The sequence below is a fragment of the Streptococcus mitis genome (assembly GCF_001281025.1).
Lineage (GTDB): Bacteria > Bacillota > Bacilli > Lactobacillales > Streptococcaceae > Streptococcus > Streptococcus mitis_AK.
Genome location: NZ_CP012646.1, coordinates 55,815 through 79,480 on the forward strand (window position 1 = coordinate 55,815; position 23,666 = coordinate 79,480).

20 protein-coding genes and 2 pseudogenes are annotated in these 23,666 nt (G+C 40.3%); 10 read left to right on the plus strand and 12 right to left on the minus strand.

Annotated features, from left to right (window positions below):
* Positions 1-26 precede the first annotated feature (26 nt).
* Together psrA and RN80_RS10015 are read left to right on the plus strand one after the other, a co-directional pair.
* Entirely contained in the window at positions 27-824 is a 798-nt protein-coding gene (psrA, locus tag RN80_RS00325; protein ID WP_060627139.1) for a tyrosine-type DNA invertase PsrA, read from the plus strand.
* Between the two features lie 83 nt (positions 825-907).
* On the plus strand, positions 908-1,294 hold the full coding sequence (locus tag RN80_RS10015) for a restriction endonuclease subunit S domain-containing protein (protein WP_253275435.1): 387 nt from the start codon (positions 908-910) through the stop codon (positions 1,292-1,294).
* Positions 1,295-1,366: 72 nt separating this feature from the next.
* Here the strand turns inward: RN80_RS10015 and RN80_RS10060 are convergent.
* A pseudogene (locus tag RN80_RS10060) lies at positions 1,367-2,557 on the minus strand (restriction endonuclease subunit S); the annotation flags it as partial.
* A gap of 236 nt (positions 2,558-2,793) precedes the next feature.
* Between RN80_RS10060 and RN80_RS09450 the strand changes: the two are divergent.
* Positions 2,794-2,901 (plus strand): glutamine synthetase, encoded by a 108-nt coding sequence (locus RN80_RS09450; RefSeq protein ID WP_080998548.1) that lies wholly within the window; start codon positions 2,794-2,796, stop codon positions 2,899-2,901.
* 95 nt (positions 2,902-2,996) lie between these two features.
* Here the strand turns inward: RN80_RS09450 and glnA are convergent, their stop codons facing one another.
* The 6 genes and pseudogenes from glnA to RN80_RS10225 all read right to left on the minus strand — a co-directional run.
* Positions 2,997-4,343, minus strand: coding sequence for a type I glutamate--ammonia ligase (gene glnA, locus RN80_RS00340; RefSeq protein ID WP_001122886.1), 1,347 nt, complete (start codon positions 4,341-4,343; stop codon positions 2,997-2,999).
* A gap of 36 nt (positions 4,344-4,379) precedes the next feature.
* Positions 4,380-4,736: a transcriptional repressor GlnR gene (glnR, locus tag RN80_RS00345; protein WP_000659548.1), complete on the minus strand. Its 357-nt coding sequence runs from the start codon at positions 4,734-4,736 to the stop codon at positions 4,380-4,382.
* 76 nt (positions 4,737-4,812) lie between these two features.
* On the minus strand, positions 4,813-5,340 hold the full coding sequence (locus RN80_RS00350; RefSeq protein ID WP_000119915.1) for an FUSC family protein: 528 nt from the start codon (positions 5,338-5,340) through the stop codon (positions 4,813-4,815).
* A 134-nt stretch (positions 5,341-5,474) separates the two neighbouring features.
* On the minus strand, positions 5,475-6,671 hold the full coding sequence (locus tag RN80_RS00355) for a phosphoglycerate kinase (RefSeq protein WP_001096743.1): 1,197 nt from the start codon (positions 6,669-6,671) through the stop codon (positions 5,475-5,477).
* Positions 6,672-6,760: 89 nt separating this feature from the next.
* Entirely contained in the window at positions 6,761-11,671 is a 4,911-nt protein-coding gene (locus tag RN80_RS00360; protein ID WP_419965905.1) for an endo-beta-N-acetylglucosaminidase, read from the minus strand.
* A gap of 291 nt (positions 11,672-11,962) precedes the next feature.
* Positions 11,963-12,025 (minus strand): annotated as a pseudogene (locus tag RN80_RS10225) (YSIRK-type signal peptide-containing protein); the annotation flags it as partial.
* Between the two features lie 303 nt (positions 12,026-12,328).
* Between RN80_RS10225 and RN80_RS00365 the strand changes: the two are divergent.
* Positions 12,329-13,960: a Na/Pi cotransporter family protein gene (locus RN80_RS00365; protein ID WP_060627140.1), complete on the plus strand. Its 1,632-nt coding sequence runs from the start codon at positions 12,329-12,331 to the stop codon at positions 13,958-13,960.
* A 96-nt stretch (positions 13,961-14,056) separates the two neighbouring features.
* Here RN80_RS00365 and RN80_RS00370 read toward each other — a convergent pair whose 3' ends face one another.
* Entirely contained in the window at positions 14,057-14,353 is a 297-nt protein-coding gene (locus tag RN80_RS00370) for a bacteriocin immunity family protein (protein ID WP_045605599.1), read from the minus strand.
* Positions 14,354-14,374: 21 nt separating this feature from the next.
* Positions 14,375-15,439, minus strand: a complete 1,065-nt coding sequence (gene pepA, locus RN80_RS00375; protein WP_060627141.1) for a glutamyl aminopeptidase — start codon at positions 15,437-15,439, stop codon at positions 14,375-14,377.
* A gap of 294 nt (positions 15,440-15,733) precedes the next feature.
* Here pepA and galE point away from each other — a divergent pair, with 294 nt between their 5' ends.
* From galE to RN80_RS09455, 6 genes are all read left to right on the plus strand, one after another.
* Positions 15,734-16,732, plus strand: a complete 999-nt coding sequence (gene galE / locus RN80_RS00380; protein ID WP_080998460.1) for a UDP-glucose 4-epimerase GalE — start codon at positions 15,734-15,736, stop codon at positions 16,730-16,732.
* Between the two features lie 143 nt (positions 16,733-16,875).
* A complete protein-coding gene (locus RN80_RS00385; RefSeq protein ID WP_060627142.1) occupies positions 16,876-17,835 on the plus strand; it encodes an ABC transporter permease in 960 nt (319 codons plus the stop codon).
* Positions 17,825-18,781: an iron chelate uptake ABC transporter family permease subunit gene (locus RN80_RS00390; RefSeq protein WP_060627143.1), complete on the plus strand. Its 957-nt coding sequence runs from the start codon at positions 17,825-17,827 to the stop codon at positions 18,779-18,781. Before RN80_RS00385 ends, RN80_RS00390 begins: the two co-directional genes overlap by 11 nt.
* A complete protein-coding gene (locus RN80_RS00395; protein ID WP_060627144.1) occupies positions 18,778-19,530 on the plus strand; it encodes an iron ABC transporter ATP-binding protein in 753 nt (250 codons plus the stop codon). The genes RN80_RS00390 and RN80_RS00395 overlap by 4 nt, the downstream gene beginning before the upstream one ends.
* A gap of 95 nt (positions 19,531-19,625) precedes the next feature.
* Positions 19,626-20,591, plus strand: a complete 966-nt coding sequence (locus RN80_RS00400) for a siderophore ABC transporter substrate-binding protein (RefSeq protein ID WP_060627145.1) — start codon at positions 19,626-19,628, stop codon at positions 20,589-20,591.
* Positions 20,592-20,699: 108 nt separating this feature from the next.
* Positions 20,700-22,048 (plus strand): IS3 family transposase gene (locus RN80_RS09455; protein WP_155455681.1). Its coding sequence is split into 2 segments (ribosomal slippage): positions 20,700-21,141 and positions 21,141-22,048, totalling 1,350 coding nucleotides; the frame shifts between segments, so codons are not numbered across the junction.
* A 92-nt stretch (positions 22,049-22,140) separates the two neighbouring features.
* On the opposite strand, the gene yidD is transcribed toward RN80_RS09455, so the two are convergent.
* Genes yidD through scpB form a run of 3 tightly spaced genes read right to left on the minus strand, consistent with a single transcriptional unit; the run spans position 22,141 to position 23,661 of the window.
* Positions 22,141-22,383, minus strand: coding sequence for a membrane protein insertion efficiency factor YidD (yidD, locus tag RN80_RS00415; RefSeq protein WP_000821624.1), 243 nt, complete (start codon positions 22,381-22,383; stop codon positions 22,141-22,143).
* Positions 22,383-23,105 (minus strand): pseudouridine synthase, encoded by a 723-nt coding sequence (locus RN80_RS00420; protein ID WP_001222228.1) that lies wholly within the window; start codon positions 23,103-23,105, stop codon positions 22,383-22,385. The genes yidD and RN80_RS00420 overlap by 1 nt, the downstream gene beginning before the upstream one ends.
* Complete coding sequence (gene scpB / locus RN80_RS00425) at positions 23,092-23,661, minus strand: SMC-Scp complex subunit ScpB (RefSeq protein ID WP_060627148.1); 570 nt, start codon at positions 23,659-23,661, stop codon at positions 23,092-23,094. The genes RN80_RS00420 and scpB overlap by 14 nt, the downstream gene beginning before the upstream one ends.
* Positions 23,662-23,666: the final 5 nt, after the last annotated feature.

Sequence of the window (23,666 nt, forward strand, 5' to 3'; positions counted from 1 at the left end):
ATCAAACATAAGATAGGAGTTTTGCGTTGAAAGATTTTGAATTACATTTGAAGAAAGCTGGTTTAGCTGAAAATACTGTGCGATCATACCTTTATGGTGTTCGAGTTTTCTTGGAGAATTACGAACTCAAAATGGAAGATTTATTTGAATACAAGGGATATTTATTAGACAATTTTAAACCTAAAACTGTCAATTTGAGACTACAAGGAGTAAATAAATATCTGGCCTTTATTGGTCATGATGATTTGAAATTAAAATTTGTCAAAGTACAGCAAAAACCGTTTTTAGAAGATGTCATTAGCCATGCTGATTACCTTTTTCTTAAACGTAGTTTGAAAAAAGATGGTATTTTAAAATGGCATTTTGTTGTTTGGTTTTTAGGTGCAACTGGGGCTCGTGTAAGTGAACTTATTAAACTAAAAGTGGAGCATGTAGAAATCGGTTATTTTGACATTTACTCAAAAGGTGGTAAAATTCGTAGACTGTATATTCCTAAAAAATTAAGAAATAGTTGTCTTAATTGGTTAGAATCAGAAAATCGCCGAAGTGGTTATTTATTTTTGAATAAATTTAATGAACCAATTACAGCAAGAGGAGTTGCTCAACAGTTAAAAAATTATGCTGATAAATACAAAATGAATCCTAAAGTAATTTACCCTCATTCTTTTAGGCATTTATTTGCTAAGAATTTTTTAGCGAAGTATAACGATATTGCTTTACTAGCAGATTTGATGGGACATGAAAGTATAGAAACTACTCGAATTTATCTAAGAAAAACAGCTACCGAACAACAAAATATTGTAGATAAAATTGTTAATTGGTAAAAAAAATAACAGGTGGTCAAATCGACTATCTGCTATTTTTTTGTGATTATTGCTCTTATTATGAACAGTTACCGAGAAACTGGATGTTTTCAACTCTAGATAGTGTCTCCAATCTCTACACTGGAAATAGTATTAACGCTACTGAAAAGAAAAAATATTTTTCTGGAGTAGATGGGATTAATTATATTGCAACCAAGGATGTCAACTTTGATAATACTATTAATTATGATAACGGCATTAGAATTCCCGATAACTATTTGTCAAAATTCAAAATTAGCTATTTCAATTCTGTATTGCTGTGCTTAGAAGGTGGTAGTGCTGGACGCAAAATAGGATTGTTGAAACAAGATGTCTGCTTTGGTAATAAGTTGTGTAATTTATCATTTTACTACGGAGAAAATAAATTTCTTTATTATTTTCTTCAAAGTCCACAATTTTTAAGTGATTTCCAAAAAATAAATCTGGAATAATTGGAGGTGTTAGTATTAAAAATTTAGGTAATATCCCTATTCCTATATTACCCATAAACGAACAAAATAGAATCACTCAGAAAGTTGAGAAACTTTTTGAAAAAGTAAATCAATTTTAGCGACAATTCTCTTTTGTTCTAAAACTGAAGGAATACCTATTATTTTAGATTTTAGATACGAATAATGTCGAGCATAGCCCCTGTTCCTAACAAATAATAGCGTATAGTCTAAGTGGTATTTTAAAAATTTTGCAGATAAGCAAATTGGAGACAGAATTTTTACTCCGTCTGCACCAACAACAAAAGGGAAGTCTATAATCTTAAGATTTCTTGTATGGTCACCAAATATTACAACGTCTGTTTTATAGTCTAGAATCTTAGAAAAATTATTAGAAAATCCTTCAACTAATATTTTAGATTGACTAACTACTGGTATCTTGCCCTCTTTTACAATTTCAGACTGTTTTATTTGATAAGGCTTAGCTGAAATAGTTGTTACAATTTTTTCTAAAGGAGCTAGCAACCAAGTTGATCTTCTTGGAAAATCTATTTCAATTTTAATGTTATTCAGATAATAAGAGTTATCATCTCCTTGGGAAACAATTGGAATCTCTAAATCTTTCTTTTTAATCTTGCCTTCTTCGAAAAGTTTTTGCTTTTCTGCTCGTATTTTTTCAAGTAAAACTTCGACTGATTTATCATTTGGGTCTTGTTCAACTAATTTTCCTTGCATAGCATATTGAAGAATAGATTTTTTTAGTTTATCTGGAAATTCTTTATCTAGCTGTTCTAATCTATTATAACTTTCAGCATATTCATCTACTTTAGCTAGGGCTTCTTCAATTGCTTTAACGATACGTTTTTGTTCGGAGAGGGGGGGGAGGGGGATACAGTAATTTTCTACAAAAATTCTGGGCACACGCTGTTGTCCTGCAGTACCTGAAAAATTTTTAATTCCTGCAGAGATAAAATCTTGAGTTTTAAATATATAGAGTAGAAATTCAGAAAGTAGACTTGATAGTGTTCGAAAAGTATATATTTCGGTAGTTCCTGCTCCCATTCCTCCTTCTAGGTCTGTTAATACTGTTGATTTTCTATTCTGAAAGCATGGAGTTATTTTGGCTAGTATCACATCTTTATTTTGAAAATGTGTAAATCCTTTTTTTATATCTCCCCATTTTTTAATTTCAAAGCTATGGTTTGTACTGTATCCGTCACTAATTAATTTCATGGGTAAAAAAGATGTTAAGCTATCATCATTCATATTATTTTTAGGATTAGTAATCGTCACATCTTTAACTCTCACCCACTCCCAATTCTCAGGAATATCATAAGGAACATCAATTTCTTGAGTGCTTCCATCAGCGAACTTCTCATAATGTTTCTTATGTGCTTCAAGTATATAAAAAGGCGTAAAAATACGCCTATAGATAATGGGGTTGAAATAGGTTTATTGTTGATGAGATTGTCGATAATTCAATTTTTTACTTCCAATCGAATATTCAAAACTTCCACCTTTTCTGCAGTTACTCCTTGGTTTTCTTCTACACGTCTGATGATAAATCTAATTCTCAAAAGAGTCAAGAGGATTTTTTGAAAAATAAATAGCGACCGAAATCGCTATTTTAAGGGTTATAGATATTTGATGGCTTAGACTGCTGTATGACTGTTTGCCCTCAGGCAATCTTTCTTCTATATTAGTATTAGTAAAGGTCTAAATAGTTATCAATTTCCCATTGTGAAACGAAGGTTGCATAGCTTGCCCATTCGATTCGTTTGGCTTCAAGGAAACTAGTATAGATATGTTCTCCAAGAGCCGCTCTGACAACTTCATCTTCAGTCAGAGCTTTCAAAGCGTTGTGAAGGGTTGACGGAAGGTCTGTAATACCAGCTTCCTTGCGCTCTTCTGCTGTCATGATGTAGATATTTTCTTCGATAGGAGCTGGTGCTTCGATTTTGTTTTCAATACCATGTAAACCAACTTCCAAAAGAACAGCCATAGCGATGTATGGGTTTGCCATCGGATCCACTGAACGTAACTCAAGACGAGTTCCCATGCCACGTGAAGCAGGCACGCGCACAAGTGGCGAACGGTTACGACCAGCCCAAGCAATGTAAACCGGCGCTTCATAACCTGGAACCAAACGTTTGTATGAGTTAACCGTTGGGTTCATGATGGCAGTATAGTTGTAGGCATGTTTGATCAAACCACCAAGGAAATGGTAGGCCGTTTCTGACAACTGCATTCCTTTTGGATCATTTGGATCAAAGAAGGCATTGTTTCCTTCTGCATCAAACAAGGACATATTACAGTGCATACCTGATCCGGCAATACCAAATTTTGGTTTGGCCATAAAAGTTGCGTAAAGCCCATGTTTGCGAGCAATAGTTTTAACAACAAGTTTAAAGATTTGAATCTTATCACAAGCACGGAGAACTTCATCGTACTTGAAGTCAATCTCATGTTGTCCAACCGCAACCTCGTGGTGACTCGCTTCTACTTCAAATCCCATTTTGGTCAAGACATTCACAATCTCACGACGTGTGTTGTCCGCAAGGTCAGTAGGCGCCAAATCAAAGTAGCCACCCTTGTCATTCACTTCAAGTGTTGGGTCTCCATTTTCATCCAACTTAAATAGGAAGAATTCTGGCTCTGGTCCAAGGTTGAAGGACTTGAATCCCACTTCCTCCATGTGACGAAGAGCACGCTTCAAATTGCCACGAGGGTCACCTGCAAATGGTTCACCTTCTGTTGTATAGACATCACAGATCAAACCTGCAACACTTCCATTTTCATCTCCCCAAGGGAAGACTGTCCATGTATCCAAGTCTGGGTACAAGTACATATCTGACTCATTGATACGTACAAAACCTTCAATAGAAGATCCATCAAACATAGCCTTATTTGACAAGACTTTATCTAACTGTTCATCTGTAGCAGGAATTTCGACGTTTTTCATGGTTCCCAAAATATCTGAGAACATGAGACGAATAAAGGTAACATTTTTTTCCTTGACTTCACGACGAATATCTGCAGCTGTGATTGGCATGAGTTTTCTCCTTAATGTATGACTACTTGCGGTTGCCTAACCGCGACCAAAAGGTGACCGTACTGAAGCAAAGCGACCCTGTTGGAGGAGTTCATTGTGAAGTGCACGACGCACCTCAGTCTGACTCACCGCTTTCTTGGATTTCGCTTCACGTTCAGCATATTTTTTCTTAATGGCAGCGATATTATAACCTTCAGAGATATAATCTTTGATTTCAAGCAGACGATCCATGTCATTCAAGGAATACATGCGACGGTTCCCTTCGTTTCGATCAGGCTTAATCAACTCTTGATCTTCATAATAACGAATCTGACGCGCCGATAAATCGGTCAACTTCATAACACTGCCGATAGGAAAAACAGCCATATTTCGGCGAAATTCTTTTTCCTTCATTTACAATTTCCTTCTTTCTGTCTATTATAGTCTAAAAAAAGACAAACGTCAATTGATAATGTTATAAAATGTAACATTATTTTTCTTTTTTCTCTAAAAAGAGCCGAATACGATCAATATCGTAATTTACGAGAATTGCGACAAAAACTCCCATGAACGTTTCTGATACACGCGCAAACACGTACAAAATTGTTTCACCACTCGGAATCGATAGGGTAATGATTAACATAGCTGCTACACCACCAATAACCCCTGCTTTGTTATTCATGGCTACATTTGTCATAATGGTTAACATGGTGCAGATTGGAACAACTACCAAGGTCACCCAAAAGGCTTCGTGGAAAAAGGTATTTAATAGGAAGAAGACCAGGGCATAGAGACCACCGATACTATTTCCAAGAATACGCGAAGTTCCGAAATGAACACTCTTATCAAAGCTCTCCCTCAGACTAAAAACCGCTGTCAAAGCACCGATTTGAAGACCTTTCCAGCCAAAAAAGCCAAAAATCAAGAGAACTAGAAAAACAGCAATACCTGTTTTAAAGGTTCGCATACCAAGTTTGAACTGGGATTTATCGAATTTATATTTTTTAAAATAACTCATAATCTCAACTTTCTATTTCCATTTTATCATAAATCGGTGATTTTTATGAGTAATAGTTGAGAGGAAGCGTTTTTATTTTAAGCAAAAGAAAAGAGGAACTTTCATTCCTCTCTTCTTTGATTGTTTATAAAATCTTATTTTTCTGTCAAGGCTGCAAGTCCTGGAAGAACTTTACCTTCAAGAAGTTCCATTGATGCTCCACCACCAGTAGAGATCCATGAGAATTTATCTGCACGGCCAAGGTTAATCGCTGCGGCAGCTGAGTCACCACCACCGATGATTGATTTAACGCCTGGTTGTTTCACGATAGCGTCCATCACACCGATTGTTCCAGCTTGGAAGTCTGGGTTTTCAAATACACCCATAGGTCCGTTCCATACAACTGTTTTGGCACCAGTCAAAGCTTCGTCAAATTTAGCGATAGATTTTGGACCGATGTCAAGACCAAGGAAGCCTTCAGAAACTGCTTCACCTTCAGTGTCACGCACTTCAGTGTAACCAGCAAATGCGTTAGCTTCTTTTGAGTCAACTGGCAAGATCAATTTACCGTTTGCTTTTTCAAGAAGAGCTTTCGCAACATCCAATTTGTCTTCTTCTACAAGTGAGTTACCGATTTCGATACCTTGTGCTTTGTAGAATGTGTAAGTCATACCACCACCGATAAGGACTTTATCAGCTTTTTCAAGCAAGTTTTCGATAACACCGATCTTGTCTGAAACTTTTGAACCACCAAGGATAGCCACGAATGGACGTTCTGGAGTTTCAACTGCTTCTTGGATGTAGGCAATTTCGTTTTCAAGAAGGAAACCAGCAACTGCTTTTTCAACGTTTGCTGAGATACCAACGTTAGATGCGTGTGCACGGTGAGCTGTACCGAATGCATCGTTTACGAAGATACCATCTCCAAGTGATGCCCAGTATTTACCAAGTTCAGGATCGTTTTTAGATTCTTTCTTGCCGTCAACATCTTCGTAACGAGTGTTTTCAACCAAGAGAACTTGTCCATCTTCAAGAGCGTTGATAGCTGCTTCCAATTCAGCACCACGAGTAACACCTGGGAAAACAACGTCTTGGCCCAATTTAGCTGCCAAGTCTGCTGCTACAGGAGCAAGTGATTTACCAGCTTTATCAGCTTCTTCTTTCACACGTCCAAGGTGAGAGAAAAGAATTGCACGTCCACCTTGTTCGATGATGTACTTAATAGTTGGAAGAGCTGCTGTGATACGGTTGTCGTTAGTGATTACGCCATCTTTCAATGGTACGTTGAAGTCAACACGAACGAGGACTTTTTTACCTTTCAAGTCAACGTCTTTAACAGTAAGTTTTGCCATGTTACAAAAACCCCTTTATTTATTTTATTCGAAACTATTATATCACACTTTGGAAATATAAGGAAAGATTTCACAAGATTTTTCGATATTTAATCTTCATCTTCTTTTTTCTGTTTCAATGTCAAGGCTAAACTAGCAAGACCAAGGCTGGCCAATCCTGCTATTAGGGCTTCATTAGCATCAGCAGTTCCTGTATTTGGCAATTGTTTGCTTGCTTCTTCTGATTTAACTGCTGTATTTTGGGCTGGTTTTTCTTGTGTAGGCGCTACTGCTTGTTCAGTTTTTACTTTTGTTCCAATTTCAACAATTTCTGGAATCGCCTCTTGGATGACTTCTGTTGAACGAAGACGACGCTGACCGTTTTCATCAACTTCAAAGACATGTCTTAATAGACCATCTCGTCCCTGTATGATGACTCGTTGTTCCCCAACTAGCATCTCAGCATTTTCATGCTCTTGACGATCAAAGGCAACCTTTTCCTCTTGAACTTCCAATTTAGGAGCCTTTTGTTGATCAGAAGCCGGTTGATTAGTAGGTTTTGGAAGGTCTGTGTTTTGTGGTGCTGGATTAGCAGGAATGAGACCAGTACCTACTTCTACGATTTCAGGGCTTGCTTCTTTCAAAACTTCTGTAGCGCGAAGCGTACGATTGCCTTGACTATCTACTTCAATCAAGCGACGAATTTTTCCCTCAACTCCTGCTTGGACAAGTTGACGTTGACCGACTGGGAGATTTGGATTTGGTCGTTCTTGGTGTTCGAAGGCGATACTTGTCTCTTCGACTTCTAATTTCGGAGTATCCACAACCAAATTCTTGACACCTTCAGCTGGTTCCTTGCTTGAAATAACTTTTTCTACTGGTTTAGCAGGTTGTGGTTTTTCAGCAGATTCATAAACAAAGGCATAATGAGTAAAATGTGGTGCTGTAAAGATAACATGACTATCCGTTTGTTCAAAAGCCAATTCTACTGCCTCTTTGCCCTCAGGTAAGAAGAATACTTTCTTCACTTTCTTATCTTTTTCAATTGGAATTTTCACAATAGAAGCGTAAGAGAGATCAACATCTTGACCTTTTTCATCTAGACCTTCTATTTCAAAGACATGAGCATCTTCTCCAGCAAAGTATTTCTTCTCTTCAGCACTTGCTTGAACACGCTCTACTTTCAAGCCCTTGATGACAGTCTTCTCTTTATTTGAGAAGTGTACTTCAACACCTGTTTTGCTATCAGAAAAGACTGCTGGCTTGTCTTCTTTCAATAAAGCAACCAGATCTTTTAGACTCTGTTTCGCTGTTGCAAGCTCTTCTGGACTCAAATCTACTTTTTCAACCAAGGCCTTGTTTTTCTCAAGAAGCGGAGCTAGGGCAGAACCTGAAGGATGGTTTGGTTTGGCAGCCAAGAGTTCTTGAGCCTCACCTGTTAAGCGATCAAGTTCTGTCTTTTCTTCCGTAAATTTCTCTTGACCATTCAGAGCTTTATGAGCTTCTGTCAATTTATTAAGTCGGTCATTGACTTGATCTTGGGTGCTAGTTTCATGGTCTTTCAACACTTGTTCAGCCGCTTCAATTGCTTTCAAGAAGGCTTCTTTTACTTCTGGTGAAGCAAAGTTATAGACCACCTTGTTCTTAGCCGCTTCAACTTCTGCTAATTTTTGTTTAAGGTACTCATCGTTCAATGCTGCTTTTGGAGATACCAAAACATCAAAGTTGACTTTATGACCTTGGTAACGAAGAGTCAAGGTTTGACGACCGGTCTTTTGAGCATCGTAACCAGAAATTTCAACTCCCTCATCAGTAAAGGAATGTTCTTCCATGGTGTCATTGCTATAAGCCACTGCAAAGCGTCCTTCAGACAAGTCTAAGCTATCACCAACTAGGTAATCTTTTTTCGGTTCCTGACTTACTTCAATTCCCAAAATAGTTTTCGGACTTGCTTCATCTTGACTAGTAACAGTTATTGATAAATTAGCATTTACTGGTTGCCCCAAATATTGTAAAGCAAGATTTTGCTCTCCCTTATGATGCGTATCGAAGCCTGATACTGATACACCTGCGTGAGTTAGGCGGATGAGTTCGTCCTCAGCTCCTCCTTCATACTGAACTCGAAGAACACCACCTCTAAGGTCCAAATCCTCCCCTTCGGCGTAGCTTGTTTTCTTAAGTCCTGTTTCTAGGCTGACTGACTTGATTCTTCTGTCATCTTTTGGAACGGAAACTGCTAGGATATTACTAATTTCCTTGCCTGGCAACTGGGTACGATAGTAAAGAAGACCAGATTGATTTGTCAAATCCAATGGTGCACTTGCTAGATCTCCTCCAACTTCGCTCTTCAAGGTCGCAAGCGGAGTTTGAGAATTTGGATTGTCATAAACGGTAATGGTTGCTCCAGCTGGTACATCCGCAAAGCCAACTTGTACCTTGTTATTGCCCAGAGAACGGGCTGCAGCCTTGGCCATCGGAATATTGACACTCTCAGTATCAAGCTTTTCATACATTTTCCAGTTATAGATACGAATAGCCTTCCATGGAGTTCCATTGTCAGAAGTGACAACATTCAAGCGCCAATCTTGAGCTGTGATTGGTTTATCAAGGGTAATATCTGTAACATGAGCTTTATTGCCACGAACTTCCTTAGCCAACTTCCATTGACCATCCGCATCTTTATAATAGAGGTCAAAGTCTTTGGTGTTCATCAAACCATCGTTTACAGATTCTCCACCAGCTCCAGCATGGTCCATCACCCATCTAACAACTGTACGTGGCTGGGTCAAACGAATATCCACACTACCACTTAACTGTCCAGAAGACCACTTGTCTGAAAGACTGGTAATGGTACCATTCAACATACCTTCAATACCTTCTCCACCTTCAGTCTTAGGGAAAGTACTATCAATAACTGTTGCACCTGGAACGATATTTTCAGCTAGTGGTTTAGGTAGGCTGGTATCTTTTACAGTCATGCCCCAATCAAAGGTTGTGGTTGCAGCTTCTGAACGAACTCCATTTTTACCGACTGCTACAACCTTCAGTTCTTGAGTTGTACCTTGAGCACTTGCTGAGCGGCTAACTTTTGGTAGATAAATAGTTGTAGAAGATGAGCCAGTTAGTAATTTCCAGCTGTCTCCATCTTTTTCATAAACTTCATAGAAATCTGCATCCTTGTTGCCTTTAAATTGTACAACTGCTTCCGCTTCTTGGGCATTTTTAAGGACTTGTTTGGCCACAGCTACTGTGGTTGGTGCCTGAGGAGCATCTTGATTATTGCTGATGGTCAATTGCCCCAGGTTAAATTGATAACCTTTTAAGTCTTTATCATTTTCAAAATAGAGTTTAATACCGTAGATTGTTTTACCTGCCAAGGCACTTAAATCAAAATCATCGGTAGTCCAGTTATCTGAAACTGTCAATTCTTTACGGGCAGCTTCATCACCGTAGGTATAATCTTTCTTGGTTGCAAATTCTACATAAACCTTGGTACCCTTACCTCCTTTGTGGGCAACATGCAATTTGGTTGTATCTGTCACCTTTAAGCGAGTAGAGTACAAATTCACATCTTGCTTGGTCGCACCTGAAAGATCCCCTGCAAATTTGAGAGAAGTTCCACCATTATAGGCATCTTCAAAATCATAGCTTGCTTTCAACTTATCACCAGTTGATTTTTGCCACCAGCGCCATGTCGGAAGGACACCTGAAACTGAACGGTAATTCCACTCAGAATCCTTAGAAACCTTACCATCTACGAACCATTTTCTACCATGACCTGTATTAAAGGAAGTAGTAAAGGTATGACCTACTGCTGGCGTACGGTCTGCAACTAGGTTAGCAATACCATACCAATCTTTGTCACCTGGTTTTTGACCAGTAGGGTCCCCTTGGTAACCTGTAAAGAAGATATCTTCATTTTTATGGTAGTCTTCACCAGTTTTTCCTAAACTTGTAATGGTATCCGGGGCGAATAAACCAAGAGAAAGGCGCAATTTCCCATTTTCATCTAAAATATCATTCCACTTAACCTTGGTCTTGTAGGAACCACCCTGTTGCAATTCCAAACCTGCAAATACATCATAAGGGTTACGACCAATCCAGTTGGCAGTTGCAATAGTATAATCATTTTTAGCCTTATCCCAGTTAAAGTTGGCAAAGAAGTTGTCTGCCGGAACCTTATCTCCTTCAGGTTGCATGAATTGGTAGTTGTATTCTCCCAAACCATCTTGGTGGTAACGTCCATAGTTATAGGTCATGGCATCGTACCAAGAATACTTGATTGGGTGATTTACTTTAGCAGCATATTCCTTGGTATAGAGCATAAATTGGCGCATCTTTTCTCCAAGAGGTTCAACCAAATCCCCAGTCGTTTCCTGGTTGATGAAATAGCCATCATAGCCATAATACTTGGCCATATCTACCAATTTACGGGCAATTGGGAAGCTACCATCTGCGTCTTGCTTCAAAGCTTCAGCAAATTTTTCTTGGTCTGCGATACTATTTGACCAGTTGAAGAAGAGTGTACCGTATACAGGAACCCCGTTACGGTGACCTGCATCAATAACGTCAGGAGTTGGAACGAGACCTTCCCAGAAGACCATTGAATCTAGATATTGCCAATAGTCAAAAGCATAAGCCTTGAACTCTTCTCCACCAACAGAAGCGTGGTCTTTTGCTTTAGAGTTGGTGTTTGATAAGGCTTGAACTTTTGCTTCCTTGCTAGCTTTTTCATTGACCAGATGGCCTGTTCGACGTGAAGCGAGGGCAACAGAGCCCCGGTTGATGGCATCATCCTCACGAGCACCTGGTTCCCATTTCAACAATTCATCCCAAGAATTAAATTTGATTTCCTTTGGTTTTAATGTTTTTTCTGTATTTTTAGGGACATCGGGCTGAACTTCTTTTTCAGCCTTATTAGCTTCTTCAGCTGGCTTAGACTCATCCCCTTGGCTAGCTGTTGCTTCTGTTCCCCTTTCAGACTTAGGTTTTGCTTCTGAAGATGGTGTTTCTGCAACCACCTCACTTGCTTTTTCCTCTGGTTTAGCTGAGCTAGCTACTTCTGCAGTTTCAGTAGTTGCAGCTTCATTGCTTGCTGGCGAAGCAGTTTCAGATGCTGTCGCTACTCCTTCTGCCTTTTCTGGCTTATTTTCTCTAGCATGTTCTCCTTCATGCTGCTTGTCAGCTTCATTAGTTGAATGCTCACTCTCTCCTGAAACAAGCTCTGTATTGGCTCCATTATTTTCAGGAACTGCAGTTTCTTCTGCTAAGGCTTGACCAGCAAATAAAACAGCCCCAATCATCAGCGAGCAGGCTCCTACTGATAACTTACGAATACTGTAACGACAACGTCTTTCAAAAAATGGATTCTTCATTTTCTCCTCCTAAAAGATTGATTTTGTTGCATAAAAGAAAGCGCTTAACCTTCTTTATAAAATTTTTATCCCAATCACAGGGACCAAGATAATTTCTCCCTCATTTTAAAATATTTCTTTTAAATGTCAATATATAAAAGGAAATACCTATATCTAGGTTAGAAATTGGTAAAATTAATATAATTAAGGCCCATTCTAACGAATTTTCTTTCTAAAATCTTAGCTTAACACTTGTTAGATTTACTTTTATCCTTTAAAATAGAATAGGAGAAATTCCGTTATTATTTTTCGGAGGAAAAAGAAATGTCCATTAATTGGCAGGAAATTTTATTTCACTTTTTAGGTGGTCTGGGACTATTCTTATATAGTATCAAGACCATGGGAGACGGTTTGCAACAAGCTGCTGGAGATCGCCTTCGTTTTTACATTGACAAGTACACTAGCAATCCGTTCTTCGGTGTGCTAGTTGGTATCGGTATGACGGCGCTAATTCAGTCAAGTTCTGGGGTCACAGTCATTACAGTGGGGCTAGTCAGCGCAGGACTTTTGACCTTGCGTCAAGCTATCGGTATTGTCATGGGTGCCAATATTGGAACTACCGTTACATCCTTTATCATCGGTTTTAAGCTAGGAGATTACGCCTTACCAATGCTTTTCGTCGGAGCGATTTGTCTCTTCTTCACCAAGAATCGCTCTATCAATAACATCGGACGTATCATTTTTGGTGTAGGTGGTATCTTCTTCGCTCTCAATCTTATGAGCGGTGCAATGGAACCTCTAAAAGACCTGCAAGTCTTTAGAGACTATATGGTTGAACTAAGTAAGAGTCCTATTCTAGGTGTCTTTGTCGGAACTGGACTAACTCTACTCATTCAAGCTTCTTCCGCAACTATCGGTATCCTACAGAATCTTTACGCAAGTGGTTTGATTGATCTACAAGGTGCCCTACCAGTCTTGTTTGGTGATAATATCGGAACGACCATTACAGCTATTATTGCTTCTCTTGGAGCCAATATCGCTGCCAAACGTGTTGCTGGTGCCCATGTCGCCTTTAACGTGATTGGTACGGTTATCTGTATTGTCTTCCTTGTACCTTTCACTGGCTTGATTCAATGGTTTGAATCTACACTCAATCTGGCTCCAGAAATGACCATTGCCTTCGCCCACGGAACCTTTAATATCACAAATACTATTATCCAATTTCCATTCATCGGAGCCTTGGCCTACTTTGTAACCAAGCTCATCCCTGGTGAAGATGAGGTTGTCAAGTACGAGCCACTTTATCTTGATGAGCATTTGATTAAACAAGCACCATCAATCGCTCTCGGAAATGCCAAAAAAGAACTCCTTCACTTGGGAAATTATGCTTCTAAAGCCTTTGACCTTTCATACAACTACATCATTGACCTTAATGAAAAGGTTGCTGAAAAAGGACACAAGACAGAGGAAGCCATCAATACCATTGATGAAAAATTGACTCGTTACCTTATTACTCTTTCAAGTGAAGCCCTTAGCCAGAAAGAAAGTGAAGTGCTGACCAACATCCTTGATTCATCCCGTGATTTGGAACGGATTGGGGATCACGCTGAGGCCCTAATCAATCTGACTGACTACCTTCAACGTAAAAATGTTGAGTTTTCTGAAGCTGCTTTGCAGGAATTGGCTGATATCTATCAAAAAACCACTGGCTTTATCAAGGATGCCCTTGATAGCGTGGAAAACAATGATATTGAAAAAGCTCAAAGTCTGATTGAACGCCATAAAGAAATCAACAATATGGAGCGTGTTCTCAGAAAGACCCACATCAAACGCCTCAACAAGGGTGAGTGTTCAACACAAGCTGGGGTCAACTTTATCGACATCATTTCCCACTATACTCGTGTATCTGACCACGCCATGAACCTTGCTGAAAAGGTCATCGCTGAACAAATCTAAGAACCAAGAAGCTATCCTGAATGGGATGGCTTTTTTCTTTTCCTAACCAAGAATTGCTTTTCTACCATATAAAAAATGCTTTGATCCACAATGGAATCAAAGCATTTTAAAGAGCTCCCCATACATAATCGCAGAAGCTGCAGTTCCTCTGTACTTAGCTTCTTCTCTTTTGATAAAGCGAGCCAAGTTGAGCAACTCAGGTGCCGGATGTTTAGGATTTAGGAGCAATTCACGATTGACTAGACCCGAGAGACGGACTGCCAGCAATTGCTCATTTGTAGAAGGCAGTTTTTTAGCAGTCTCTAGGAGAGCAGCAACTAAATCTTCACTCAAATCATGTCGAGCATGATTGTAAAGATCTTTTACAAGGCTTTCTAGGTTTGGTTCTACCATCCCTACCACCTCCCTTATGGTTTAATAATTTTTAATCAAATCAACTGTTGAACGATCCAATTTCTTCACCAAGGCTTGCAAGAAAGCTTGAGCTTCTAGGAAGTCATCCATAGCGTAGAGGGTTTGATGAGAATGGATATAACGAGCGCAAACACCGATTGTTGTAGATGGGACACCACCATTTTTCAGATGAGCTGCGCCAGCGTCTGTTCCGCCTTTTCCACAGTAGTATTGGTACTTGATACCAGCTTCTTCAGCCGTTGTCAAAAGGAAATCCTTCATACCTGGGAGAAGCAGGTGACCTGGATCGTAGAAACGAATCAAGGTTCCATCCCCAATCTTGCCTTGACCACCGTAGACATCACCTGCTGGTGAGCAATCAACTGCTAGGAAGACTTCTGGATCAAACTTGGTTGTAGATGTATGAGCACCGCGGAGACCAACTTCTTCTTGGACGTTAGAACCCAGATAAAGTTCATTGCCAAGTTTTTGACCTGACAGAGCTTCAGCCAACTCGCTCACCATGAGAACTCCATAGCGATTGTCCCAAGCTTTTGAGATGATATTTTTTTCATTGGCTGTCAAGATTGCAGAGCTATCTGGTACGATGGTGTCGCCAGGACGGATGCCAAAGCTTTCTGCCTCAGCTTGATCCACAAAGCCACCATCAAAGACGATATCTGCAATGGCTGGCATGGTTGGTCCACCCTTTCCACGAGTCAAATGTGGAGGGACAGAACCCGAAATCACAGGAATTTCACGACCGTCACGAGTCAGGAGTTTGAAACGTTGGCTGCTGACTACCATAGGATTCCAACCACCGATTTCTACGACACGGAAGGTACCGTCTGGCTTAATCTCGCTGACCATAAAACCAACTTCGTCCATATGAGAAGCGACCAAGACGCGAGGCGCATCCGTAGCTTCTGAATGCTTGATACCAAAAATACCACCCAAGCCATCTGTCACCACTTCATCCACGTGCGGTGTCAACTTTTCACGAAGATAAGCACGGACAGGTGCTTCATGACCTGAGATCGCAGCAAGTTCTGTTACTTCTTTGATTTTTGAAAATAATGTTGTCATTTCAGTTCCTTCTTTCTTTCATCCATTTTACCACTTTTTATAGGAGAAGGGTAGTGGGAAGGTGGATTTCTAAATTAGTATCTTAGTCTTGCTGTGTCTTAGAAAAAGATCGTATTCTCTCGCATGTTGGGTGAAATCTAAGAAATATTCCAAGAGCAACCCAATCTTTAATTTCCAAACAAAAAAACAATTCAACACTATATTTGTTCAGTTTTTCATGAAATTTACAGAAAACGGTTGACTTCGCCTTCTTATTTCTTTAAAATAGTAGAAAACTAGGAAAAGGAAAAAATCATGACCAAAACAATTCTTGTTACGGGTGGAGCTGGCTACATTGGCTCCCATACAGTTAAAGCTCTTTTAAATGCTGGCTACCAGGTACATGTCCTCGATAATCTCTCTACAGGAAATCGTTCGGCTGTGGATAGTCGTGCTAGCTTTAAACAACTGGATGTTTATGATGCTAGTGCCCTAAAAGCTTACTTGGAAGAAAATCAAATTGATGCTGTTCTGCATTGTGCAGGTGAAATTGTTGTGAGCGAAAGTATTGAAAATCCAAGTAAATACTTCACTGCTAATGTTGCTGGTATGAATCAAGTTCTCAAAGTCCTATCTGAAGTTGGCATTCAAAAAATCATGTTCTCTTCAACTGCTTCTCTCTATGGTAATAACTGTATTGACAAGCCAGCGACTGAAGATACCCTGCTTGACCCTGTCAACCCTTATGCAGAAACAAAACTGATGGGTGAACGAATGATTTACTGGATGGCCAATCGCTACGATTGGAAATATGTCATTTTCCGTTACTTTAATGTAGCTGGGGCTGAAATGGATGCTTCAAACGGCCTGCGTGTTAAAAATCCAACTCACATCATCCCTAACATCAACAAGACTGCATTGGGACAAAATGATAGCCTGAAAATATTTGGAGATGACTACGATACACGTGATGGTTCATGTATTCGAGATTACATTCATGTCTTGGACCTTGCACAGGCTCATGTTAAAGGAATGAACTACCTCTTTCAAGAAGACAGTTCTTCTCAAATCTTTAACTTAGGAACTGAAAAAGGCTATACTGTCAAAGAAATCTTTAAAACTGCTGAAGAATTGCTGGATCAAAAAATACCACACGAAATTGTTGCTCGCCGTGCTGGTGACCCAGCCAGCGTCCTAGCAGACGCATCAAAAGCTAAAAAATATCTTGATTGGAAGGCTAGCTACTCTCTTGAAGATATTATTTTATCAGATTATCATTGGCGTGTTAAAGAAGGCAAAAACATTTTGGAATAGGAAAACAGAGGAGAAAGTCCTAGTGCTCTCTCCTTGTTTTATTTATTAAATTGTCAGAAAATTCATTGACAGATTAAAGAAATCATGTTACAGTAATATCCGCAGGTATCTTTCGATACCAAATCTATATGAAAGGACGGGGTATGAAACTTTCTCATTATTTAATTGGCTTACTTTTACTCCTAGTCTTTCTCTCTATTAGCATTGGAACCAGTGATTTTTCATGGGGAAAACTCTTTGCTCTGGATCATGAAACTTGGCTCCTCTTTCAAGAGTCCCGTCTTCCAAGGACGATTAGCATTCTCCTGACAGCCTCTAGTATGAGTATGGCAGGCCTCCTCATGCAGACCATTACCCAAAATCAGTTTGCTGCTCCGAGTACAGTTGGGACCACTGAAGCCGCCAAACTAGGAATGGTACTGAGCCTCTTTGTCTTTCCGTCGGCTAGTCTGACCCAAAAGATGCTCTTTGCTTTTGTTTCATCCATAGTATTTACCCTCTTCTTTCTGGCCTTTATGACTATTTTTACTGTAAAGGAGAGGTGGATGTTGCCTCTGATTGGGATCATCTATAGTGGAATTATCGGTTCTGTCACAGAAGTTATCGCCTACCGTTTCAATCTGGTTCAGAGTATGACTGCTTGGACCCAGGGTTCCTTCTCCATGATTCAGACCCATCAGTATGAGTGGCTCTTCTTAGGCCTCATTATCCTGATTGCCGTTTGGAAATTGTCCCAAACCTTTACCATCATGAATCTGGGTAAGGAAACCAGTGAGAGTTTGGGGATTTCTTACTCCCTACTTGAAAAACTGGCCCTCTTTCTGGTTGCGCTAACGACAAGCGTCACCATGATTACCGTGGGTGGCTTACCATTTCTCGGAGTTATCGTTCCCAATCTTGTTCGCAAGCGCTATGGAGATAATCTGAGTGAAACCAAGCTCATGGTCGCACTGGTCGGTGCCAATCTGGTTCTGGCCTGCGATATCCTATCCCGAGTTCTGATTCGTCCCTATGAGTTGTCTGTCAGTCTTCTACTAGGAATCATCGGTAGCCTCGTCTTTATCCTACTTCTCTGGAGAGGAGGACGAAGAGATGCAGTTTAAAAGCAAACATACCAAGCTCTTCTGGTTTCTCATTATTCTGGCTATCGGAGCTTGTCTGCTCTACTTTTGGCCCATCACCCACCTATCTGCCTTTGCTTGGAAGTTGCGTTCTCAAAAGATTATCGTTTATCTCTTGGTAGCCATCGCGACTGGGATTTCAACCATTAGTTTTCAAACCCTGACGGAAAATCGCTTCCTGACACCTAGTATTTTGGGAATCGAATCCTTCTACGTCCTACTACAAACCCTACTACTGGTTTTTGAAAGTAAGTTTCTTCAACTTGGTAAGTCCCCTATCTTAGAATTCCTAGTCTTACTTCCGCTCCAATCCCTCTTCTTTCTTGCCTTACAAGGTTACTTGAAGACACTGATGAAGCAAGACCTGGTCTTCATCCTGCTGATCTGTCTAGCACTCGGAAGTCTCTTTCGAAATATCAGTACCTTCCTTCAGGTCCTGATGGATCCAAATGAATACGATAAACTGCAGAACAGTCTCTTTGCCTCCTTTCAGCATCTCAACACTTCCATCCTAGCCATCGGTTCTCTGATCATCCTTGCCTTGACAATCTTTTTCTTTCGAAAAGCAGTCATTCTGGATGTCTTGCACCTACAAAGAGAAACAGCTCAGATATTGGGACTCGATGTTGAAAAAGAACAGAGAGAGCTCCTCTGGGGCATCGTGCTTTTAACTTCAACGGCCACTGCCTTGGTAGGGCCTATGGCCTTCTTCGGCTTTATGCTGGCCAACCTCACCTACCTGATTGTCAAAGACTATCGGCACAAGATGCTCTTTATCGTGGCTATTCTGATTGGATTTATTAGCTTGACCTTGGGGCAGGCCCTGATTGAACGAGTCTTTGCACTGGAAATTCGCATCAGCATGATTATCGAGAGTGTAGGGGGGCTCTTATTCTTTATCTTACTATACAGGAGGGCGCGTCAGTGAAACTGGAAAACATTGACAAATCCATTCAAAAACAGGATATTTTGCAAGGCATTTCGCTTAAAGTCAGTCCTCAGAAACTGACAGCCTTTATTGGTCCCAATGGTGCTGGAAAATCAACTCTCCTCTCCATTATGAGCAGACTAACCAAGAAAGATCAGGGGGTTCTCAGTATCAAGGGCCGTGAAATCGAAAGCTGGAATTCGCAAGAACTCGCTCAAGAACTCACCATCTTAAAGCAGAAGATCAATTACCAAGCCAAATTGACGGTGGAAGAACTGGTCAGTTTTGGACGTTTTCCCTACAGCCGAGGTCGACTGAGACCAGAAGATTGGGAAAAAATCCGAGAAACTCTGGACTATCTGGAACTGACCAACTTAAAAGACCGCTACATCGATAGCCTGTCTGGAGGCCAGCTCCAACGGGTCTTTATAGCTATGGTACTGGCCCAGGATACAGACTTTATCTTGCTAGACGAACCACTCAACAATCTCGATATCAAGCAAAGTGTCAGTATGATGCAGATTCTCAAGCGACTGGTGGAGGAACTCGGCAAGACCATTATCATCGTCCTCCACGATATCAACATGGCCAGCCAGTATGCAGATGAAATTGTCGCCTTCAAGGACGGCCAAGTCTTTAGCAAGGGAACAACCAATCAAATCATGCAGTCTGATCTGCTCAGTCAACTCTATGAGATTCCCATCACGCTAGCTGATATCAATGGCAAAAAGATCTGCATCTATAGCTAGTAACATAGAAGCTCAAGTTAGAGAACCTTCAGTCTCTTAGTCAATAATACCTAGAGACTCCCTAAATCGTTATCACATTTTAAAAAGGAGAAATTATGAAAACATCCCTTAAACTTTACCTCACTGCCCTAATGGCTAGTTTCTTGCTCCTACTTGGTGCATGTAGTACAAACTCAAGTACCAGCCAGTCGGAGACAAGTAGCTCTGCTCCAACAGAGGTGACCATTAAAAGTTCACTAGATGAGGTCAAACTTTCAAAGGTTCCTGAAAAAATTGTGACCTTTGACCTCGGTGCCGCGGATACTATTCGCGCTTTAGGTTTTGAAAAGAATATCGTGGGAATGCCTACAAAAACTGTTCCGGCTTACCTAAAAGACCTAGCTGGAAAAGTTAAAAATGTTGGTTCTATGGTTGAGCCAGACCTAGAAGCCATTGCTGCTCTTGAACCAGATTTGATTATCGCTTCACCACGTACCCAAAAATTTGTTGATAAATTCAAAGAAATCGCTCCGACTGTTCTCTTCCAAGCAAGCAAGGACGACTACTGGACTTCTACTAAGACCAACATTGAATCCTTAGCAGGCGCCTTTGGTGAAACTGGCACACAGAAAGCCAAGGAAGAATTGGCCAAGCTAGACAAGAGTATCCAAGAAGTCGCTACTAAAAACGAAAGTTCTGACAAAAAAGCCCTGGCTATCCTCCTCAACGAAGGAAAAATGGCTGCCTTTGGTGCCCAATCTCGTTTCTCTTTCTTGTATCAAACTTTGAAATTCAAGCCAACTGATACTCAATTTGAAGATTCTCGCCACGGACAAGAAGTCAGCTTTGAAAGTGTCAAAGAAATCAATCCTGACATCCTCTTTGTCATCAACCGTACCCTTGCTATCGGTGGTGACAACTCAAGCAACGATGGCGTCCTAGAAAATGCCCTCATTGCTGAAACACCTGCAGCTAAAAATGGTAAAATTATCCAACTAACACCAGACCTCTGGTATCTAAGCGGAGGCGGACTTGAATCAACAAAACTCATGATTGAAGACGCACAAAAAGCCTTGAAATAAGCTACTTTAAACTCAATCACATCTTTACATGATAAAACGCATCCTATCAAGTTGAACTGCACCCCAAAAGTTAGACAGAAAAAATCTAACTTTTGGGGTATTTTTATTATGAAATTAACTTATGATGATAAAGTTCAGATCTATGAACTTAGAAAACAAGGATATAGCTTAGAGAAGCTTTCAAATAAATTTGGGATAAACAATTCTAATATTAGGTACATGATTAAATTGATTGATCGTTACGGAATAGAGTTCGTTAAAAAAGGAAAAAATCGTTACTATTCTCCTGATTTCAAACAAGAAATGATTCATAAAGTCTTACATGAAGGCTGGACTAAAGATAGAGTTTCTCTTGAATACGGCCTCCCAAGTCGTACGATACTTCTTAATTGGCTAGCACAATACAAGAAAAACGGGTATACTATTGTTGAGAAAACAAGAGGGAGAATACCTAAAATGGGACGTAAGCCAAAAACGAGACCTGAAGAGAGGACAGAATTAGAACGTCTTCAAGCAGAAAATGAGTACCTGAGAGCGGAGAATGCTGTCCTAAAAAAGTTGAGAGAACTCCGCTTGAAGGAGGAAAAAGAGAAAGAAGAAAGACAGAAATTGTTCAAGAATTAATGACTGAGTTTTCGTTAGATATTCTTCTAAAAACCATTAAACTCGCTCGTTCGACCTACTACTATCATTTGAAACAGCTAGACAAACCAGATAAGGATCAAAAGCTTAAAGCTGAAATTCAAGCTATTTTTACCGAACACAAGGAAAATTATGGTTATCGTCGGATTCATTTAGAACTAAGAAATCGTGGTTATCTGGTAAATCATAAAAGAGTTCAACGCTTGATGAAAGTACTCAATTTACAAGCTAAAATGCGACAGAAACGAAAATATTCTTCTCATAAAGGAGACGTTGGCAAGAAGGCAGATAACCTTATTCAACGTCAATTTGAAGGTTCTAAACCAATGGAAAAGTGCTACACAGATGTGACAGAATTTGCCATTCCAGCAAGTACTCAAAAGCTTTACTTATCACCAGTTTTAGATGGTTTCAACAGCGAAATCATCGCTTATCATCTGTCTACTTCACCGAACTTGGAACAAGTGAAGAGCATGTTAAAACAGGCATTCACAGAGAAGCACTATGAGAATACGATTCTCCATAGTGACCAAGGCTGGCAATACCAACACGATTCTTATCATCGGTTCCTAGAGAGTAAGGGAGTTCAAGCATCCATGTCACGTAAAGGTAACAGCGCGGACAATGGTATGATGGAGTCCTTCTTTGGCATTCTGAAATCGGAGATGTTTTATGGTTATGAGAAGTCATTTCAGTCGCTTAAGCAATTGGAACAAGCCATTGTAGACTATATTGATTACTACAACAATAAACGAATTAAGGTAAAACTAAAAGGACTTAGCCCTGTGCAATACAGAACTAAATCCTTTGGATAAATTAATTGTCTAACTTTTTGGGGTCAGTACAAGTTCACTCAAACCTGATAGGATGCGTTTTTATCATTTCACTAAAATATTTTTACCTAGCCTCATTTTTCTTCTTGATTCCGTTTGAGGGAAAAATGGTCTGGGACGGGGTCCTTGCCTGTTTTAGACCAGGGATGACAACGTAAAATCCGAGCCAAACCCATCAAGACACCCTTAAAGCCATGTTTTTCAATAGCCTGAATCATATAGTTGGAACAAGTCGGCTCAAAGCGACAAGAGGGTGGAAAGGCTGGCGAGATAAAACGTTGGTAAAAGCGTACTGGCGCTATTAAGATTCGTTTCATTATTTCTTGGTTACAGCCATGGTGTGTAGTTGGCTGATTTCTTTTTTATTCAGACGACGGGATTCACCTGGACGAAGGCCTGTCAAGTCTAGGTGCCCAAAACGTGTACGCGACAACTTGTCCACTTGAAGACCAACAGCTTCAAACATTTTTTTAACCTGATGGTTACGCCCTTCATGGATAGTCAACTGCACCACAGAGCGATTTTTAACTGGGTCCACTTTGAGAATTTCATAAACAGCTGGCTTGGTTTTCTTGCCATCAATCTCAAGTCCACGGGTCAAGGGGCGGAGATTGTCCTTATTGGCCACACCTTTAACACGCGCGACATAGACCTTATCAATTTCATTACGGGGGTGAATCATTTCATCCGTAAAGTCTCCATCATTGGTCAAAATCAAAACTCCTGATGTATCCCAGTCCAAACGACCTACAGGGTAGATGCGCTCTTTGACATTGGGCAAGAGGTCGACAACCGTCTTGCGGCCCTTGTCATCTGTCACACTGGAAATGACACCGCGTGGTTTGTTAAGCAGATAGTAGACCTTTTCTTCATTGTAGATAGGTTGACCTTCAACTTCGACCTTGTCGCCTGACTTGATGGTCGTTGCGAGTTCACGCACCACTTGGCCGTTAACCGTCACCAATCCTTGCTTGATCAACTCTTCTGCTTTTCTCCTACTGGCCACACCTGCGTGGGCAATATACTTATTGATTCTCATCTTCTTCTATCCTTTCACCAAATAATTGGCTTTCTTGGGCTTGAATCTCAAGCTCATCAATCACTGGTAATTCTTCCAAATGATTTATCCCCATGTAATCTAGGAAATAATCTGTAGTCACATAGAGGTTGGGACGACCCAACACTTCTTTTTTCCCGTCTTCTCGTATCAAATCAAATGCCTGCAACTTTGCCAAAGCCCCACTCGAATTGACCCCACGGATGGCATCAATCTCTATCCGTGTGATGGGCTGTTTGTAAGCAATGATGGACAAGGTCTCAAGGGCAGCCCGAGATAAACTCTGGTTGATGGGCGCTTTAGAATAGTCCTTCAAAATCTCTGAAAACTGAGGCTTGGTCACCAATCTATAAGCACCCCCTGTCTCAATCAGAGCCAAACTGGAATCTGGGGCCTTTTCATACTTCTGGGATAATTTTTCTAAACTCTGTTGGATGCCTGTCGGTGGCAGAGAGAGGAGTTCAGCTAACTGGCGGACCCGAATCCCATCTTCACCCGCTACAAACAAGAGCGCTTCTATTTTTGCTAAAGTACTCATCTTTC

Bases quoted from the DNA above. Each gene is read 5' to 3' on its own strand.
- scpB (WP_060627148.1), bottom strand. From the start codon at position 23,661: ATGAGTACTTTAGCAAAAATAGAAGCGCTCTTGTTTGTAGCGGGTGAA.
- pepA (WP_060627141.1), bottom strand. From the start codon at position 15,439: ATGACAACATTATTTTCAAAAATCAAAGAAGTAACAGAACTTGCTGCG.
- RN80_RS00350 (WP_000119915.1), bottom strand. From the start codon at position 5,340: ATGAGTTATTTTAAAAAATATAAATTCGATAAATCCCAGTTCAAACTT.
- RN80_RS00400 (WP_060627145.1), top strand. From the start codon at position 19,626: ATGAAAACATCCCTTAAACTTTACCTCACTGCCCTAATGGCTAGTTTC.
- RN80_RS00390 (WP_060627143.1), top strand. From the start codon at position 17,825: ATGCAGTTTAAAAGCAAACATACCAAGCTCTTCTGGTTTCTCATTATT.
- RN80_RS00370 (WP_045605599.1), bottom strand. From the start codon at position 14,353: ATGGTAGAACCAAACCTAGAAAGCCTTGTAAAAGATCTTTACAATCAT.
- RN80_RS00365 (WP_060627140.1), top strand. From the start codon at position 12,329: ATGTCCATTAATTGGCAGGAAATTTTATTTCACTTTTTAGGTGGTCTG.
- RN80_RS00420 (WP_001222228.1), bottom strand. From the start codon at position 23,105: ATGAGAATCAATAAGTATATTGCCCACGCAGGTGTGGCCAGTAGGAGA.
- yidD (WP_000821624.1), bottom strand. From the start codon at position 22,383: ATGAAACGAATCTTAATAGCGCCAGTACGCTTTTACCAACGTTTTATC.
- RN80_RS00385 (WP_060627142.1), top strand. From the start codon at position 16,876: ATGAAACTTTCTCATTATTTAATTGGCTTACTTTTACTCCTAGTCTTT.
- RN80_RS00355 (WP_001096743.1), bottom strand. From the start codon at position 6,671: ATGGCAAAACTTACTGTTAAAGACGTTGACTTGAAAGGTAAAAAAGTC.
- RN80_RS10015 (WP_253275435.1), top strand. From the start codon at position 908: ATGTTTTCAACTCTAGATAGTGTCTCCAATCTCTACACTGGAAATAGT.
- glnR (WP_000659548.1), bottom strand. From the start codon at position 4,736: ATGAAGGAAAAAGAATTTCGCCGAAATATGGCTGTTTTTCCTATCGGC.
- galE (WP_080998460.1), top strand. From the start codon at position 15,734: ATGACCAAAACAATTCTTGTTACGGGTGGAGCTGGCTACATTGGCTCC.
- glnA (WP_001122886.1), bottom strand. From the start codon at position 4,343: ATGCCAATCACAGCTGCAGATATTCGTCGTGAAGTCAAGGAAAAAAAT.